Here is a 16,727-nt window from a genome sequence, read left to right as displayed (position 1 = left end):
CAGTTATTTATCCCAGATAAGCACCTGAATCGGTGTCGGGTTATAGGCATTACATGGATTGTTAAGCTGTGGACAATTGCTGATAAGTGCCATCGTGCTGGCAATGGACTGCATTTCAACATAACAGCCAGGCGCGGACACGCCATCATCGAATTTCAGACCGCCATCCGGTGTCACCGGTACATTCATGAAGAAGTTAATGTTCGGCGCCAAGTCCCGCTTCGTATAGGAGCCGTCCTGCCCAGCCAACTGCAGCATGAACGTATCGCGACAATTGTGCATCGACAGCTTATCGTGCGAGTACCGCACCGTGTTGCTTTGCGCTGAGCACGAGCCGCCGACGGTATCATGACGTCCGCAGGTGTCAGCTACGATTTTCAACAATTCCTTGCCCGACTCTGCTCTCAGGATGGAACCTGTGCTCAAGTAAATATTGCTTTGTCCTGTGATCGTTGCCACCGCACTGTAATGATCCTCAGGATTTTCCGCATCATAGAACAAGGTGTCTGCTGCCTGATTGCCTTCCAGATCCACGATCCGCATGACTTGCCCTGGCTTCAGAACACGCATCCAGCCATCTCCCGCCTGAATTACTTCACAATATATGGCATCCTCCACTTGACGAGGGCTTTCCACTCGATTAAATACAGCCATCTTCCCAGCCTCCTCCGATTAGTTAGTTCTATTAAGAACCTAGCAGTGTGTGATATTCCCATGTATTTTCAAAAGCTCGGCGATTCTCCGGGCGATAATTCAAGCAAAAATCATCTTCATTAACTGGTGGTGCTGCTAACACTTCGATTTTGACAGGCACAGATGGATAATTCCCCCTTGGGTCAAGTGGATTCGGCGTGTTGGACAGGACTACTAATGTATCCAGCTCTGTCCTCAGAGTGACCGTCGCCCCTGCTTGACAATGTTCTAAGCTGAGCCGCATATCCCCATTCCCATCCACAACCACTTTGGAGAAAAGATTCACCACCGGCATCATATCCCGCATGCTCAAGCCATTGCGAACGAGTTCGACAGCAAAGTTCTCTTGACCGCTCCGCAGCCAATCGTTGCGCAGTTCTTGGTAATTCGTCGTACCGTACTTGGCATCTGTCCCTGCACGGCTTGTGTATCCGCTAAGTGGGTCATGCCAACCTAAGCTGTCTTCCACAATACTCACCATTGCACGGCCGTTATCGCTCATCAGTACATTCCCACGGGTCAAATGCGCCGTATGCTGCGCTTTGAGCGTATCCGGCATATTGTAACGCTCCGTCAGATCCTTCGCGTGGTAGAACTGAATTGACACATTCGCACCTGCTTCCAGCGCAGTCAAACGAATCAACTTTCCTTTGCCAATCGTCCCTGACCATTTATCCCCTGGCCCGATGTCTTTGCTCCAAATGTTCCCCATGCTATCGCTCTCCTTCGCTTTTTGCTTAAACAAAAAGGGAGACATCACAAGACCATTGTCTTGGTGATATCTCCCAGGTTTTTATCCTTCCGTGGCACTCTCTCACAAGAGTGGTTTACTCTCGGACCAGCCCGGAACATTACCGGCGGAACCCTAGTAAACAATCGTATTCGTTTGTGTTACTAAACATAACATCGTTGATGATATGTGTCAATAACTTCTAATTATTTTCGTTTATATACGTAAAATACTTCTCATAACCCTTACTATGTGTTATATTAACTTACACAAAAGACGAATATCTAACATCATAAATAAAAAGGTTAACCACCTTATATAAAAGTCATGAAACATGACACATAAAGTTTTCTAGGGTTCCGCGGCAGCCTACATCCCGGACTGGACCAAGAGGAGACGCACAGCTCAACACTGTGTTCACGGAGGGATAAAAGCCCGGGAGATATCTGTAACCTAGATATCACCTTGGCTTTTTTGCATATAAAAACCCCTTCTGTGATCACATCAATCATCGATAGAGGGAGTGTTATCGCTATGACCACTGAAGGCACACTACGTAAATCCCTAACCCTGTACCAAGTTGTTTATATGGGGCTCGCTTGGATGACTCCTATGATTTATTTCTCCATCTACGGGATCGCTTATGAGAATGCACATGGCATGTTAACACAAGCCTACTTGCTCGCTTTCATCGCTATTTTCTTCACCGCGTACAGCTATGGAGTCATGTCGAAGGTTTTTCCAACTTCAGGTTCCGCCTACACCTACACCAAAAAAAGCATTCATCCCTATCTAGGATTTCTCGTCGGCTGGGTCTTGCTTCTAGACTATTTCTTCTCCCCTATCATCGCGTGCCTAACCTTCGGCATCTATCTACATGCTCAGTTCCCGTCCATTCCTGCTTATATATGGATCATCGGACTCAACATTATCCTTGGTCTTATCAATATCATCGGCATCAAATTCTCTGCAAACATCAGCAAATTGTTCGTCTGGGTTCAGATCATTTTCATCGCCGTGTTCTGTTTCTTTCTGTTCCGTAACTTATCTGGTGTTGGTGAGATTCATCCGCTACAGCCTTTTCTGCAAACCGACGTGCCTTTCTCTACGATTCTCGCTGGCGCCTCCATTATATGTTTCTCTTTCTTAGGCTTTGATACAGTAACAACGATGGCTGAAGAAACGGTCAATTCCGAGAAGACCATCCCGCGCGCCATCATGATCATCATCATTACAGCTAGCGTTCTCTATTTAGTGCCCTCTTTTCTAACACAGCTCGTGTATCCGCATTTAACTTTTGTTCATATCGATTCTGCCGGCTTTGAGATTGTCAAAATGGTTGGCGGCGCCGCATTGAGCTCTGTATTCCTCACTGTTCTCATTCTTGCGATCTTCACACAAGGATTATCGTCCGTCACAAGCGTGTCACGCCTCCTGTTCGTGTTGGGTCGAGATAACGTGCTGCCGAAGCGCGTGTTTGCGTTTCTACATCCGAAGTTGGGCACACCGGTTATTAACATTGTGATCGTTAGCGTCGTCTCGCTGCTCGCTCTCGTCATTTCCCTAGATAATGCCGTGAAATTCGTTAATTTCGGCGCCCTTACCGCTTTCCTCTTCGTCAACGTATCTGTCATTGCGCAAAAGTATATGAAAGAACGCCAACGCTCGCCGAAGCAAACAATCTTGTATCTGGCGCTTCCGTTGCTAGGTGCCGGATTCATCGGCTATCTACTGTCACTGTTGGATAAAGACGCGTTATGGATGGGTGTAACATGGCTACTGATCGGGGTGGTGTACCATCTCGTTCAAAAGCGCACCTCACTAATGAAGAACTCTACGTCAGTAGTGACTGAGCGTTTGCCAGGAAGTTCACACCCCGCTGGCACATTGAAGTAATTAGTAGTGGCAGCAGCAATACTACAACATAAAACAGTTGGAGCGAACAGACTCCGACTGTTTTTTCTATTGTGATAAAACACTTCGGATGGAATGTGGTTTCAACAAAAAAAATGAATCAATAAAAATTTGTTTCCCTATTGCAACTTTTTCAGATATGGATAATAATATAAGAAATAAATGTTTCCCAAAGTCAACAATTGTGAGCTTGTACAAGTTTCAAATATTGCAGGAGAAATAAAGTGAAAGATTGGGGAGGACATAACGAAATGAATGTGATGACTATAAAAAGCTTTTGGAAGAAGAGTGCCGCCGTTGCTTTAGTAGGCGTTTTATTGACCGTAACCGCTTGTGGGACCACTGGGAAATCGCCAACTTCAACGGAGAAGGAGATTAAAGTCACTACAACGATAGGGATGATTACGGACATCGTCCAGAATGTTGGTTCGACACATGTCAAAGTAACGGGGCTCATGAATGCCGGTGTGGATCCGCATCTATATAAAGCTTCCCAAGGCGATATTAAAAAGTTAGATGACGCCCAAATTATTTTCTATAATGGTCTGCACCTAGAAGGTAAAATGGTTGAGATTCTAGAGAAAATGGGTAAAGAAAAGCCAACCGTTGCCGTATCGGAAAAAATCGATCGTAAACTATTGCGCTCCGGTGCGGAGATGGCAACAGAATACGATCCGCACATCTGGTTTAATGTGAAGCTGTGGATGAAAGCAACGGAGCAAGTCCGTGATTCTCTCATCGCGTTAGATCCTGCACATAAAGAAGATTACACCAAAAATGCTGCCGCTTATTTAGTAAAACTTGAAGAAATAGATCGCTATGCAACTGAGCAAATTGCTTTAATTCCTGAGGCATCCCGCGTGCTCGTAACAGCTCATGATGCTTTCGGTTACTTCGGGGACGCTTACCACATTCAAGTGAAGGGTCTTCAAGGGATCAGTACAGCGTCGGAATACGGATCTAAAGATGTAAGTCAGTTAAGAGATTTCTTAGTCGAGAAAAAAATCAAAGCTGTATTCGTTGAATCCAGTGTGCCTAAGAAATCCATTGAAGCGGTTATCCAAGGCGCGAAGGAAAAAGGTCACCAGATCCAAATCGGGGGAGAATTGTTCTCTGATGCTATGGGTACAACTGGAACACCCGAAGGTACTTATGTGGGGATGGTTCGTCATAATGTAGATACCATTGTCAAGGCGCTCAAATAGACGTGAAGCAAAGAACGGTTTGAAATCGAATCGTATTGGAGGAATAACAATGAAACATGCTCCACTAACCATACACAACATGACTGTCGCTTATCATAAGAAACCTGTTTTGGAACAAGTCTCCTTAACGATCCCTGAAGGTAAACTAATCGGCATTGTGGGGCCGAACGGCGCAGGAAAGTCAACCTTAATTAAAGCAGCGCTTGGTTTGATTCCGAGTCTCTCAGGTGAAGTGAAGATATATGGAAAGCCCTATAAGGAACAGCGCAAGCTTGTTGGATATGTGCCGCAAAGGGAATCCGTCGATTGGGATTTCCCAACGAATGCGCTTGATGTTGTAACCATGGGCAGATATGGGCACTTAGGCTGGTTTCGTAGACCGGGAAATAAAGAAAAACAAATCGCCATGTCTTGTTTAGAAAAAGTAGGGATGGCTGACTTCGCAGACCGACAAATCAGTCAATTGTCCGGCGGACAGCAGCAACGTATTTTCTTAGCCAGAGCACTCGCCCAGGATGCCAGCTTATATTTCATGGATGAACCCTTCGTAGGCGTAGATGCCGCTACCGAAAAAGCGATCATCACCCTGCTCGGTGAGTTGAAGAAACAAGGAAAGACCGTACTCGTAGTTCATCATGATTTATCAACTGTAAAAGAATATTTTGATTGGGTGATTTTGCTCAATGTAGGCCTTGTGGATATCGGTCCGACCGATGAAGTATTTACGAAGGAGAAATTACAACAAACGTATGGCGGTAAACTTGCCATCTGGGATCGGGAAGATACCGAAAAGCAAATAGGATAAAGAGGTGAGCTACATGTTGGATTCATTGCTTCACTTATGGTTAGATCCGAATGCGCGATGGATATTACTCGGATGCTCATTACTCGGACTAAGCAGCGGAGTGTTAGGCAGTTTTGCTTATTTACGTAAACAATCGTTAATGGGCGATGCGCTATCGCATGCAGCTCTGCCAGGTGTGTGCGTGGCTTTTATGATCACCGGCTCCAAATCTATTCTTTTCTTCCTCATCGGAGCAGCTGTAGCCGGCCTACTTGCAACGCTAAGCATTGGATGGATTACGCGATATTCCAAAATCAAGAATGACTCAGCGTTAGGTATTGTATTATCCGTTTTTTTCGGGGTAGGCATCGTATTGTTGACGCAGATTCAGCATAGTTCAAGCGGCAATCAAAGTGGTTTAGATAAATTTCTATTCGGTCAAGCGGCATCCATGATACACTCCGATGTCCTGACAATGGCCATTATTTCTTTTTTATTAGTCGGTGTGTGTACATTATTCTTCAAAGAATTTAAATTATTGAGCTTTGACCCCGGCTATGCGAGAGGTTTAGGGTTTCCTGTAGGGATCCTGGATCATTTCATGATGTTTCTCATTGTCGTTGCAGTCGTTGTCGGCATCCAAGCGGTCGGCGTCGTCTTAATGGCGGCACTGTTAATTACACCTGCTGTTGCAGCCAGATACTGGACTGAAAAATTAGGGTTAATGGTCATCTTATCTGGCATATTCGGCGCATTTAGCGGATTCGTGGGGACTTATTTAAGTACAATGGGCAGCAACTTGCCTACAGGTCCACTCAGTGTGCTCGCGGCTACGCTGGTATTCGTCTTCTCTCTCTTTTTCGCTCCAAAACGAGGGCTTCTCATTAAAATGATTAGACAGTCGTCGATGAAACAAAAGATTCAAAACAGTTCCGAACCAGAGCACTACGTCAAGACAAAAGAGGTGAGTCCTGTTGAATGATTTCTGGATTATTCTCACCGCTGCGCTTGTCGCTGCCTCTTGTTCCTTAGTTGGTTGCTTCCTTGTCCTTCGTAAAATGGCCATGATTGGTGATGCCATCAGCCATTCCGTACTTCCTGGTATCGTTATCGCTTTTCTGATTAGCGGCTCTAGGGGGTCCATCTTCATGCTGATCGGCGCCGCAGTAATTGGACTCATTACGGTATTCTTAATCCAACTTTTTCAACAAAGCGGTGTGCAGTCGGATGCTTCTATCGGTGTCGTGTTCACGGCCATGTTCTCCATTGGCGTTGTGCTTGTTAGTTTGTATACGAGACAAATTGATCTAGACTTGGACTGTGTGCTTTATGGCGAAATCGCCTATGTGCCGTGGAACACGATTGAAGTTGGGGGTATAAGTATCGGACCCAAAGCCGTCTGGGCGGTTGGTTTTGCGCTCGTACTGAGCAGTCTTGTCATCGGTATTTTTTATAAACAGTTTAAACTGTGTTCGTTCGATCCGGCTCTTGCTGCTGCGGTGGGCATTCCGGTCTTACTATTCCACTATCTATTGATGGGCTTAGTTTCGATTACGACTGTAGCTTCTTTTGAAAGTGTGGGTGCCATTCTAGTCGTGGGTATGCTAATCGTACCTGCAGCGACTGCTTATCTGTTAACTGAAAAACTCCGTGTGATGATCCTGCTGAGCATGGCTGTTGGGGTTATCTCCTCTGTAATTGGCTATTATGTTGCCTACTTATTGGACGCTTCCATTGCCGGCTGTATGATTAGTGTGGCAGGTGCAATGTTCGTCCTCGCTTTCCTCCTGTCACCAACCAACGGACTCATTATCCGTAAAATCCGTCAAAAGCGCGGATTGTCTGGGATGACACCAGAATCCGCTTAACTCCATGGAACAATAAAGAAACCACTCCCAATCATGCACTTGGAGTGGTTTCTTTGTTAGGCTTGCTCTCTACTTCCGATCAGCCGGGAACACCAGCCCAATCTGTCTCCGCGCCTCATCCATAATAGCCATTGCCGCTCTGGAATTCGCATGTGAGTTCGTCGGAGACTCTAGTTCGCCCGTTTTGATCAGTCGACTAAACTCTTCCGCCTCATAGCGCATCGTTCTTACACTTTGCTCCTGTGTTAAATCCTCGACAGAACCGTCGCGGTAACGAATTTGCACCTTCTCAGGTTGGTTAATCTTATCGATAACCATTGTCGCCAGTTCACCTTGGATTTCAGCGGGCAGGTAGGAGCTTGCGATTTTGGAGTGCTGAATGACAGCATCCATCTCTGGGTAGCTAAGCAGCAGGCTCCCTTCACCATCAACGCCGGATTCCAGCATCACTGCACTTGCCTGAACTTTATCCGGTGCACCAAACAATACAACCAGCGGATAGATGCAATACACACCTAGGTCCATCATGGAGCCATTGGAGAAAAAGGGATTGAACGCATTCAGCACAGTCCCTTGCTTGTAGGCGTCATATCTGGATGAATATTGGCAATAGCCCGCAAAATAACGTCTTACTTTCCCAATCTTATGTAGATTTTCTTGCACGACTTTAAAATTAGGCATTAGCGTCGATTTCAACGCTTCCATGAACACAACTTTGTTACTGTGTGCCGCTTCAATCATGGCAGCTAATTCAACGCTGTTAGAAGCCGCAGGTTTTTCACAAATGACATGCTTACCGTGTTTCATACAGTGAACGGCATACTCCGCATGCAAGGAATTCGGGCTAGCAATATAGACAGCATCGAACGCATCACTTTGTGCAAATGCCGTTAAGTCTGTAAATTGATGTGCGACACCAAATTTCCCAGCAAATTCAGCCGCTTTATCTGCCGTACGGGAGTAAACAGCTGTCACTTCGAACTCTCCTGTTTCGAGCGCCGCGTGTATGAATTCCTCTGTGATCCAGTTCGTACCAATAACTGCAAATCGTATCATCTTCCCCATGGCTCCTTCAATCTAGCTATATTCTCTGACCTCTACCCTATCAAATTCAACCTCCAAATTCAATTGTCATTACAATGCTGCCTCTTTTGAACTCACTGAAACTTCCCGTAGTGCTTGATCTTCACTTTCGTTTGACAATGAATCTCTACTTCGGGGTACACCTCACGCCAGTCCATCGCTTTCCATTCTTTATATGGAATGATATTCTTCACAGCGTTTCCTACCCCAAGACTGTCCACATTATGCTTTTGCATATCCTTTACCATCATCTCCATGGACTCGGTAATTTTCTTTGCAATTTTTTCCTCAAGTTTATTCCGATCCTCTTCCTTACTGATCTTCAAATCTCCCCTATACTCCAGAATAGAACCACTTACTGAGATCTGAAAATTCACTGTAAACGCGCCTGATCCACCCTGTGTTACGCGAACTCTTCTTTTACTAATCAGCGAATCGAATAATGCAAGCTCTTTCGCTTCATTTTCTTGACTTAGTACCATTGGCAAAGAACCTAACTTGAAATTTTTGTTCAGCATAGCAAAATAAATCGCATCCTGCGCAGCTACCTTAGTCAGATAACGATCATCTCGAAATAAAGCAATCCCATCAATTTTCACATGTTCGCCAATATCCTTAATGATGGGAGCAACAGGATCAATACCATCATCATAATAATCTCTTGTAAAATCATATAAACTGACCTTCGGAATACTCTGAAATTTCGATTCTGATTCCATCATTCTGTCAATATACTGTGCAGTTCGCAGGTAATTGCTGTAGGTTTTGATTAATAAGTCATTCGCATTGCCATCCACAATGGTTACTCTGACTCGCGGTGAAACGGAAGGATCTCTGACTAGGGTATCAATATCGTCCCAAAATCCTCGCCGTGCGAGCGACGAACCGAACAAGATATTACGCATCTGGCCGCTCACTAAAACTAATTGACTCTGCCTAGCAAGGTCTACCTTTGCTCCTTTACTACTATCCGTAACGGTCGTCAAAATTTCCCTTGGCTTTAAGCCTTCACCTACAGCTAGAGGAATGCTATTGGTCACCTTAAGCATCCCCCCGGGCATTAAATCGAAACTTGTCGTATGGGTTAAACCAATCTTCTCTAAGACTCGCTGGTCATTCCCACAGCCTGTGGTCATCAGCAGCAGCATACAAATAATCAGACATGAATACCCAGTCTTAAGCAAGCTGTTTTCGCCACCTTTGAATAGAGAGAATGCCAATTAAGCCGAGTGGAAGAACAAATGTATAGGCAATATTGAAATAAGTAGCAATAAACAACCATTTACCGACCTCATCCAGCACACTTGGAATAAACGAAATTAGATACGTGATCCCCATCATAACTAGCGTGATATGTTCAATCTTCCTACTTTTGAATATCTGTTGCATACACAATCCTGCTGCCCAATGATACATCACAATAGTAATAAGAACCCTGAGGAGTAGAAAGCTAAAGAGGATATTCTCCGCTCTCTCGATAAAGGGAAATTTAATATAAGCGAGCAAATCAATGAAGGGAAACATAATTAACTTTAACTGCTGTAAGCTGTAGAAGCCGAAGCAAATCAGAGTCACACCCAAATAAATCAGAAAGCTAAACACATTAGCTAGTTGGACACTTGTGAAAAATCGCGTCTTCGGCTGAACATAAGGAAATAACAGGAGGCACAACTCAAACCCTAAGTAAGAACCAAATAGATTAAAGGCACCCAACCAGTATTCTTTTCCTTCTTTAAACAAATAGTGCGTATATCTCGATAGTTTCAAATCATTATAAAATGTAACTTCCAAAATGATCATCCACATCACCAAAAAGAAAAACACAGTGCTCGCTTTAGAAATGACGTAAACGCCTTTGATCGTCAATAGATACGCAAGCAGCGTAATGAAGAACATGAAAATCATTGGGTTTGCCGTCGGAAATGCTGTAACTTGAAAAATGAGAACGTACTGCTTAGCAACTAAGCTGGCAGTAAATGACCAAGTAAACGCCAAAATGACATAGATCGGATAGATGACCCATTTAGGCAGGTAATTTTCAAAAATAACAAAAATACTTGCTCCCTTCCCCATCTTCCATACGATCCACATTAGATAAATATTAAATGCGACGATTGCCGCAATAACAACTAACATGAGCCAACCGTTATAGCCAAAGTACTCAGCTGCAACACGTGGTAAAGCAAAGATCCCCACACCAACTTGGATCATATGGATCAAAATAAAGATATGGAAACCATTCAGCTTCTCATTCACGATCGGATCATCCTTATTTTCTCATTTTATTCTTCTTAGGATTGGCTGTTCTCACTTGATCAGGCCGTGAAGTTAGTGTAGAGAAAGGACCACGAATGAAAACATCCTTCCAATCTGTCCATTTCGTAGGTGCAAAAGGTGATAGATAGGATGTCCCTAGACTTGTCAACCCACATAAATGGATCACAATGAAGGCAATTCCCAACATCAGACCGAAATTCCCCCATACACCAGCTAGTAAAATCAAACCAAAACGGATAAGACGAATCGATGCACTCATCACATAACTTGGGATAACAAAGGACGATATCGCAGATGATGCAACTGCAATAATGAGAATGTTACTCGTCAGTCCCGCTTGAACAGCTGCTTGACCGATAACAATACCGCCAACGATACCGATGGTTTGTCCGATTTTGGTAGGCAATCGCGCCCCCGCTTCCCGCAGCAGTTCTATCGTCACTTCCATCAACATCGCTTCAATCACAGGGGGAAACGGCACCTTGCTTCGTGATTCTCTCAACGTTAAAATCAACGCCTCCGGAATCATCTCATAATGATACGTAGTGACAGATACATAAATAGCTGTAAACGTAATGGTGATCACAAAGGCGATAAACCGAAGCATTCGGGTAGCCGTCCCAATCGACCATCTCTGATAATAGTCATCTGCAGAAGAGAAAAAGTCGAAGAAAGCCGTCGGAGCGCTCACCACTGCCGGACTTCCGTCTACAATGGCCAGCATGCGGCCTCCCACCAGTTTGGAAACAGCCGTATCTGGACGCTCTGTAATGAGGAATTGCGGGAATAACGAATACGGAAAATCATCAATATACTGAGAGAACATGTTGCCATCATAGACCGCATCAATTTCAATCCCACGAATACGCCGAACAAATTCATCAACCAGTTCCATATTCGCAATGCCCTTGATATAAAGGACAAAAACGACGGTTTTGGTGACTTCACCGACTTCTAGCTTGACCACTTTTAAATGTGAGCTTCTCACCCGTCTCCGCACTAAAGAGAGATTGATACCAGCTGTTTCTGTAAACGAATCATGCGGCCCGGTGATAACCGTCTCCGTTTCAGACTGCTGCACGCTCCTTGATTCAGGGCCATAAGCAAAGAACAGATATACCTTCTCACGATGAAAGATAGCAGCTTGCCCAGACAATACAGCAAGGACAATTATTTTAGGATCAACCGCTACTTCAAATTTTGTCTGCTCAAAAATGGTGTTTAAATCATCCGTTTGCGCATTCGATATGGGATCCATGACTTCCCTAGACAATTGCAAATGATCAACCATATGAGGAATATAAATAATATCAACTTGGATACTGGGTATGTGGCGATGAAATACATCAATACAATCCTCAAATTGCTGCAGAATATGAGCTAGAGATACCGATTCATCTGTATTGGCTGCCTCTGTTAACACGGGTACCTCAAAATTTTTAGGCTCTCTATTTGCTTGCCGTGAGAAGGAAAACAATAAACGATCCCATATGGTCATGCATAATCCCCCCACCTAGAGCTTTCTTTTATTCTGAGCAGTATTGCTTAAAATAATCCATTTTGCCCAAAAGTTGCGCTTTGGCACGCATCTTGAAACGGATATTGACACGAAACTAAATGGTTTCGTATAATGAGACATGTAACCAAAAGGTTTCGCGTTAGCGAGGCCGCTGAAAACATGATTTTGCGGGAAAACTAGGTGGATACGCTTCAAAACGAAGTAATGTACAAAGTAAATAACTATACGATTACTGGAGGCTTTTAATAATGGAAAATCAAATGCAATCCCTACCTGATATTAAACAAACGCTTGTTTTTAATGCACCTATACAAAAAGTGTGGAACGCTGTGGCCACTTCTGAAGGCATCGCCGTTTGGTTCATGCCGAACAATTTCATGCCAGAAATCGGCTATGAATTCCATTTGGAAGCTGGCCCTTTCGGCAAATCCCCTTGTAAGGTTACAGAATTAGATCCCCCGAATCGCCTAAGCTTCTCTTGGGGGAAAGACTGGTTTCTGACTTTCGAATTGTCTGATCTAGGGGGCAAAACCGAGTTCACTCTCACCCATGGCGGCTGGGATATCGACAAGGTTACCGAATTCGGTCAACCGCATGATACAGTTCGCGATACGATGTCACAAGGCTGGGCAGGCATCGTCCAAAGGCTATCTGCTTACATCGAGGCTTAAGATGGGCATTCCCGCGCAAAAGCATGACGTCTTCCAGGCCATAGCCGATCCCACGCGACGACATCTGCTGCAGCTTCTGGGTGACCAGGAGATGCCCGTCACTGTTATCTCCAGCCACTTCCCGATGAGCCGTACAGCGGTATCGAAGCATCTTCGCATTCTCGCTGAGGCTGGCTTAGTAAAAGAACGTAAAGTCGGCCGCGAGACCCGTTACCGGTTGGAGGCTGAGCCGCTGATGGAGCTTAAACGTTGGCTTTCCTATTACGAGCGCTATTGGGAAAATAAACTTAATGTGCTCAAACGTTTCGTTGAGCAAGACGATAACACCGAGGGACTTACTTATTCTCGCCTAGAGGTAGTGGAACCTGAGAAATAGATGAATAGCACGAAGAGCCCCCTGTTTTGGGAGGCTCTTCTTTATGTGATCACAAATAAGCCACCCTAAAAAACAACTAACAAAAAGTAATTAACTTACTTGACGAAGCGTAATCAGAAGCGTATGATCAGTTACATAAAGTAATTAAATATATTTAAGTGTATTAACCATAAATAAGGAGATGTTCGCTATGATTTCACCGATTTTCGTAGGGCATGGTTCTCCCATGATGGCTCTTCAAGATACTGCTTGTACACAGTTTTTGCTTGATTACGGTTCAAAGTTATCGCCCAAAGCTATTGTCCTCTTCACCGCACATTGGGAAACAGAAGTGCTCACTATTTCCTCCACGAATGAGGTCTACGACACGATTTATGATTTCCGCGGATTTCCCGATGAACTGTTTCAAATCAAATACCCTGCAAAAGGTGACGCCTCACTTGCTCAATCCATTGGTAAGCGCTTTGAAGCAAAGAACATTCCTGTTCAATTCGATCACACACGCGGTCTAGACCACGGCTCATGGGTACCGTTGTTGAGAATGTTCCCTACACCTGTATGCCCGGTCATTCAAATCTCGGTGAATCCGTATTTGCCGCCTGCCGAGCAGTACCGAATCGGCGAAGCATTGCGTGGTCTTGATCAGGAAGACATCCTGATCATCGGCAGCGGCGCCACGGTCCATAACCTGCGCGCGTTGAACTGGAACGCCACCGAGCCTGATGCTTGGGCGGTTGCATTTGATGATTGGCTCGCTGCTAACATGCAAGCCCAGAACTTAGAGGCGTTGTTCAACTACGCCACCGAAGCTCCCAATGCGAAGATGGCGGTACCGCGCCCTGAGCATTTCATTCCGCTCTACATTGCAATGGGCAGCGGCGATCCGCAGCGACCTGTTGAGATTATTCACCGTAGCTATGAAGTCGGCTCGTTGAGCTATTTGGCAGTATCATTTTAAGCAGCAATTCTTCCAATACTCAGAGTATTCCGCATGAAATTGACTGGATTGCGCAAGCTAACAGAACCAATTTCAACAAACAGAGGTGCTCTGGCATTGGCTTGGACATGGACAACTCGTACCATTCAAATTTTGTTAGCGGCAGCTTATGTCATGTTCGGAGTTCTGAAGCTGTCCGCCCATGCCCTACAAACGGAAGTCTTCACGTCAACCTATGGGTATAGTGTAACTTTCATGTACATCATTGGGGCAATCGAACTCGTCGCGGGCATCGGTCTCATCATCGGCCTGTGGCAGCCGCGAACTGCCTTAATTTCAGCCGGTATCATTGGTATGATCATGGCCAGCGCGATGCTGACGCATATCCGTTCCGATGAGGGAATGCGCACCTCCTTACTACCGCTAATCTTTCTCCTCATGGCGCTATTCGTCATCATTAGCAACTCACGTGGCGTGGAGCGAAAACGAGAGTATATCTAACTCAAAAAGCGTGTGGGCCACGGCCCGCACGCTTTTACTCTTTTCCTACCTACTCTAGCTTCAGGTAGCTATTGTAAGCCTGCCCTGATTTGAAGAATAAATAATACGCTGGCAAAATAAAAAGAGACCCACAGCAACGGGCTGCGGGTCTAACATATATATATTTAAAAGGGGGTCGAATTTCATTATAGGTCTCGAACCTTAAAGCAAGATGAAATTCAGATGTCATTTCCGTGACAACTCATCTCCGTTTTACTTCGCCTTAATTGGAATATAAATATCCATCTCCAAAAGCTCATGCCGGTTCGAATGACAGCGCTCATCATAATATTCGAATTCAGCACTTCCCGCATGCTCATACCCCGAGTGAGGAAACCATTCTGCGAAAATGGCCTGCCATGTCGTCTGAATCGAGGCAACAAATTGGTCCTGCGTCACCTTCGGCGTCGTAAACACGGCGTATTTCGCTTCAGGAAACTCGCGGCATACCATATCCGCAGGTACATCCTCAAAATTCGTCGCTTCCATCCCGATGATGTAAGTTAAGTCCCCACTTTCCAAGTCAAAATCCGCACAGATTCCGAGTTCAACAGGCAATCCTGTGTGAACACGGTTCGGGATTCGCTCCCCCAAGCCCTCTTGCATGTACTTCTGCCAGAATGCCGGGATATCGCGGTGGTTCTGTCCATCCTTACATGAAGTCTTCAATTCATATCCAATTATTTTGAACCCAGGTTTCGTTGTCAGCTCGTAGTTCATACGTATTCCTCCTAAATAGGGATTAAATTTCCGATCCAACACGTTCACTCTGGGATAACTAGGCGGTCGTATACCTTGCTTGCGATAAGCGAGCGGCGTACGTTCAAACACCTTTTTGAAAGCCCGCGTGAAATTCTCGTGGGATTGGAATCCATTGTCGAGGGCAATATCGATCAACTTGTGCTCCGTATGCGCGATTTGATAAGCCGCTCTTGCTAATCTTCTTTTGCGAACATATTCCATCACGGCATCTCCCACCATGGTTTGGAAGACCCGATGAAAATGAAAGGCTGAGAAGCAAGCTACCTCGGCTAAACACTCAACGGACAGCGGTCCCGATAGATGTTCCTCAATATGATCCAGCGTCATCTGTATCCGCGCCTCATAATTGGTGTCCATCGCTTGCCCCCTTCAACTTGATAATCTCAGTCTACGCTATTCAGAACAACGCTTCTTGATATTTCTTGCTCACTATTTCCAGCTTCCTTTGGAAGGCACTGCATAGGTTTTGTACTGATTCTTCCCATTAATTTCAAGAAGATTCAACTGCAGACCATAGGCACAGCCGCCATCGATTCCTATTTTATCCGTATCAAACCACACATCCGCTTTCCCATGAATGTCCTTCGTCGTCGTATGACCGAACACAACAGGCTTCTTCACAACCGTTTTCTGCCCTAAAAAAGGCGCACGAATCCAAATAAAGTCCCGCTCCGGCTGTGTTTTCCAATCTGCGTAAGCAGGATTAAGACCAGCATGTACAAAAATATGCGTATCATTCTCGTGATACAGAGGCAACTCCCGCAAAAAGGCAAGATGCTCGCTGCAATTCGCCCGAATGCTTTCTTTCGCTGTTTTCAAATCAAAGTTTCTAACGCCGCTAAAGCTTTGAAACGTCTGGATGCCGCCATGCTCGAAAAACTTCATTTCCGTCAAATCATCCGTCCCGTCCATTACTTCCAAGAAGCGCTGATCGTGGTTCCCCTTGAGTGCAATGGCACCCTTTTCACGTACCAAGAACATCACATGCTCCACGGCCTCCCGGCTCGCCGGTCCCCGATCTACATAATCTCCTAGCAAAACAAGCTGATCCTCTTCCGCATTAAACTTTGCTTTATCTAGTAATTCCTTAAATTCAATCGCACAGCCGTGGATATCACTGATAGCTAGCAGTCGTTTCATCGACGTTTCCCCCTGATGTTCACTTGTCGAACTCCCATGTGTATGTAGCTTATTTTAGCATATTTCGCCGCCTACGAGCTTCCTTAATTATGGAAAATGCCTTCTAGGCAGGAAAAAGGACGCCCTTATTGGAGAGGCCACTGAAAAACTTAAGGTTTTTGAGTAAATTCAAGCGAGAAAATAAAAATGCGGCACCTAATCCGATTATTCCGGAGAAGGTGCCGCATT

The 16,727-nt window shown here is 45.1% G+C and carries 17 protein-coding genes and 2 riboswitches; of the genes, 9 read left to right on the top strand and 8 right to left on the bottom strand.

Annotated elements, in window-relative coordinates; genetic code table 11:
- Positions 1 to 3: 3 nt before the first annotated feature.
- Both J2736_RS33700 and J2736_RS33695 read right to left on the bottom strand, forming a co-directional pair.
- Positions 4 to 654: an urea amidolyase associated protein UAAP2 gene (locus J2736_RS33700; RefSeq protein WP_310502897.1), complete on the bottom strand. Its 651-nt coding sequence runs from the start codon at positions 652 to 654 to the stop codon at positions 4 to 6.
- A gap of 31 nt (positions 655 to 685) precedes the next feature.
- On the bottom strand, positions 686 to 1,405 hold the full coding sequence (locus tag J2736_RS33695) for an urea amidolyase associated protein UAAP1 (RefSeq protein WP_310502896.1): 720 nt from the start codon (positions 1,403 to 1,405) through the stop codon (positions 686 to 688).
- Positions 1,406 to 1,473: 68 nt separating this feature from the next.
- Positions 1,474 to 1,573: riboswitch (guanidine-I (ykkC/yxkD leader) on the bottom strand.
- Positions 1,574 to 1,763: 190 nt separating this feature from the next.
- A riboswitch (guanidine-I (ykkC/yxkD leader) is annotated at positions 1,764 to 1,867 on the top strand.
- Between the two features lie 90 nt (positions 1,868 to 1,957).
- On the opposite strand from J2736_RS33695, the gene J2736_RS33690 reads away from it, so the two are divergent.
- From J2736_RS33690 to J2736_RS33670, 5 genes are all read left to right on the top strand, one after another.
- A complete protein-coding gene (locus J2736_RS33690) occupies positions 1,958 to 3,319 on the top strand; it encodes an APC family permease (RefSeq protein ID WP_310502895.1) in 1,362 nt (453 codons plus the stop codon).
- 269 nt (positions 3,320 to 3,588) lie between these two features.
- Positions 3,589 to 4,542, top strand: a complete 954-nt coding sequence (locus J2736_RS33685; protein ID WP_397342224.1) for a metal ABC transporter solute-binding protein, Zn/Mn family — start codon at positions 3,589 to 3,591, stop codon at positions 4,540 to 4,542.
- A gap of 49 nt (positions 4,543 to 4,591) precedes the next feature.
- The gene (locus J2736_RS33680) at positions 4,592 to 5,347 is read left to right on the top strand and encodes a metal ABC transporter ATP-binding protein (RefSeq protein ID WP_310502894.1); all 756 of its coding nucleotides are present in this window, start codon (positions 4,592 to 4,594) and stop codon (positions 5,345 to 5,347) included.
- A 13-nt stretch (positions 5,348 to 5,360) separates the two neighbouring features.
- Positions 5,361 to 6,308 (top strand): metal ABC transporter permease, encoded by a 948-nt coding sequence (locus J2736_RS33675; RefSeq protein WP_310502893.1) that lies wholly within the window; start codon positions 5,361 to 5,363, stop codon positions 6,306 to 6,308.
- On the top strand, positions 6,301 to 7,194 hold the full coding sequence (locus J2736_RS33670) for a metal ABC transporter permease (protein ID WP_310502892.1): 894 nt from the start codon (positions 6,301 to 6,303) through the stop codon (positions 7,192 to 7,194). The genes J2736_RS33675 and J2736_RS33670 overlap by 8 nt, the downstream gene beginning before the upstream one ends.
- A gap of 69 nt (positions 7,195 to 7,263) precedes the next feature.
- On the opposite strand, the gene J2736_RS33665 is transcribed toward J2736_RS33670, so the two are convergent.
- From J2736_RS33665 to J2736_RS33650, 4 genes are all read right to left on the bottom strand, one after another.
- Complete coding sequence (locus J2736_RS33665; protein ID WP_310502891.1) at positions 7,264 to 8,250, bottom strand: Gfo/Idh/MocA family protein; 987 nt, start codon at positions 8,248 to 8,250, stop codon at positions 7,264 to 7,266.
- A 101-nt stretch (positions 8,251 to 8,351) separates the two neighbouring features.
- A complete protein-coding gene (locus J2736_RS33660) occupies positions 8,352 to 9,461 on the bottom strand; it encodes a Ger(x)C family spore germination protein (protein ID WP_310502890.1) in 1,110 nt (369 codons plus the stop codon).
- Positions 9,454 to 10,533 carry a GerAB/ArcD/ProY family transporter gene (locus J2736_RS33655; protein WP_310502889.1) on the bottom strand — a complete coding sequence of 360 codons (1,080 nt, stop codon included), beginning with the start codon at positions 10,531 to 10,533 and terminating at the stop codon, positions 9,454 to 9,456. Before J2736_RS33655 ends, J2736_RS33660 begins: the two co-directional genes overlap by 8 nt.
- 13 nt (positions 10,534 to 10,546) lie before the next feature.
- On the bottom strand, positions 10,547 to 12,052 hold the full coding sequence (locus J2736_RS33650; protein ID WP_310502888.1) for a spore germination protein: 1,506 nt from the start codon (positions 12,050 to 12,052) through the stop codon (positions 10,547 to 10,549).
- Between the two features lie 269 nt (positions 12,053 to 12,321).
- Here J2736_RS33650 and J2736_RS33645 point away from each other — a divergent pair, with 269 nt between their 5' ends.
- The 4 genes from J2736_RS33645 to J2736_RS33630 all read left to right on the top strand — a co-directional run bounded on the left by J2736_RS33645 (position 12,322) and on the right by J2736_RS33630 (position 14,558).
- The gene (locus tag J2736_RS33645) at positions 12,322 to 12,744 is read left to right on the top strand and encodes an SRPBCC family protein (RefSeq protein ID WP_310502887.1); all 423 of its coding nucleotides are present in this window, start codon (positions 12,322 to 12,324) and stop codon (positions 12,742 to 12,744) included.
- Position 12,745: 1 nt separating this feature from the next.
- Entirely contained in the window at positions 12,746 to 13,120 is a 375-nt protein-coding gene (locus J2736_RS33640; protein ID WP_310502886.1) for an ArsR/SmtB family transcription factor, read from the top strand.
- A gap of 190 nt (positions 13,121 to 13,310) precedes the next feature.
- Positions 13,311 to 14,078 carry a DODA-type extradiol aromatic ring-opening family dioxygenase gene (locus J2736_RS33635; RefSeq protein WP_310502885.1) on the top strand — a complete coding sequence of 256 codons (768 nt, stop codon included), beginning with the start codon at positions 13,311 to 13,313 and terminating at the stop codon, positions 14,076 to 14,078.
- Between the two features lie 96 nt (positions 14,079 to 14,174).
- Positions 14,175 to 14,558, top strand: coding sequence for a DoxX family protein (locus J2736_RS33630; protein WP_310502884.1), 384 nt, complete (start codon positions 14,175 to 14,177; stop codon positions 14,556 to 14,558).
- 252 nt (positions 14,559 to 14,810) lie between these two features.
- Here J2736_RS33630 and J2736_RS33625 read toward each other — a convergent pair whose 3' ends face one another.
- Both J2736_RS33625 and J2736_RS33620 read right to left on the bottom strand, forming a co-directional pair.
- Positions 14,811 to 15,716: an AraC family transcriptional regulator gene (locus J2736_RS33625; RefSeq protein ID WP_310502883.1), complete on the bottom strand. Its 906-nt coding sequence runs from the start codon at positions 15,714 to 15,716 to the stop codon at positions 14,811 to 14,813.
- Between the two features lie 72 nt (positions 15,717 to 15,788).
- Positions 15,789 to 16,499, bottom strand: a complete 711-nt coding sequence (locus tag J2736_RS33620; protein WP_310502882.1) for a metallophosphoesterase family protein — start codon at positions 16,497 to 16,499, stop codon at positions 15,789 to 15,791.
- Between the last annotated feature and the right edge of the window lie 228 nt (positions 16,500 to 16,727).

Origin of the sequence: Paenibacillus qinlingensis, assembly GCF_031455095.1 — a bacterium.
Classification (GTDB): Bacteria; Bacillota; Bacilli; order Paenibacillales; family NBRC-103111; genus Paenibacillus_E; species Paenibacillus_E qinlingensis_A.
The sequence above is the reverse complement of the archived record's forward strand: the minus strand, read 5'-3'. Positions and strand labels throughout refer to the sequence as shown.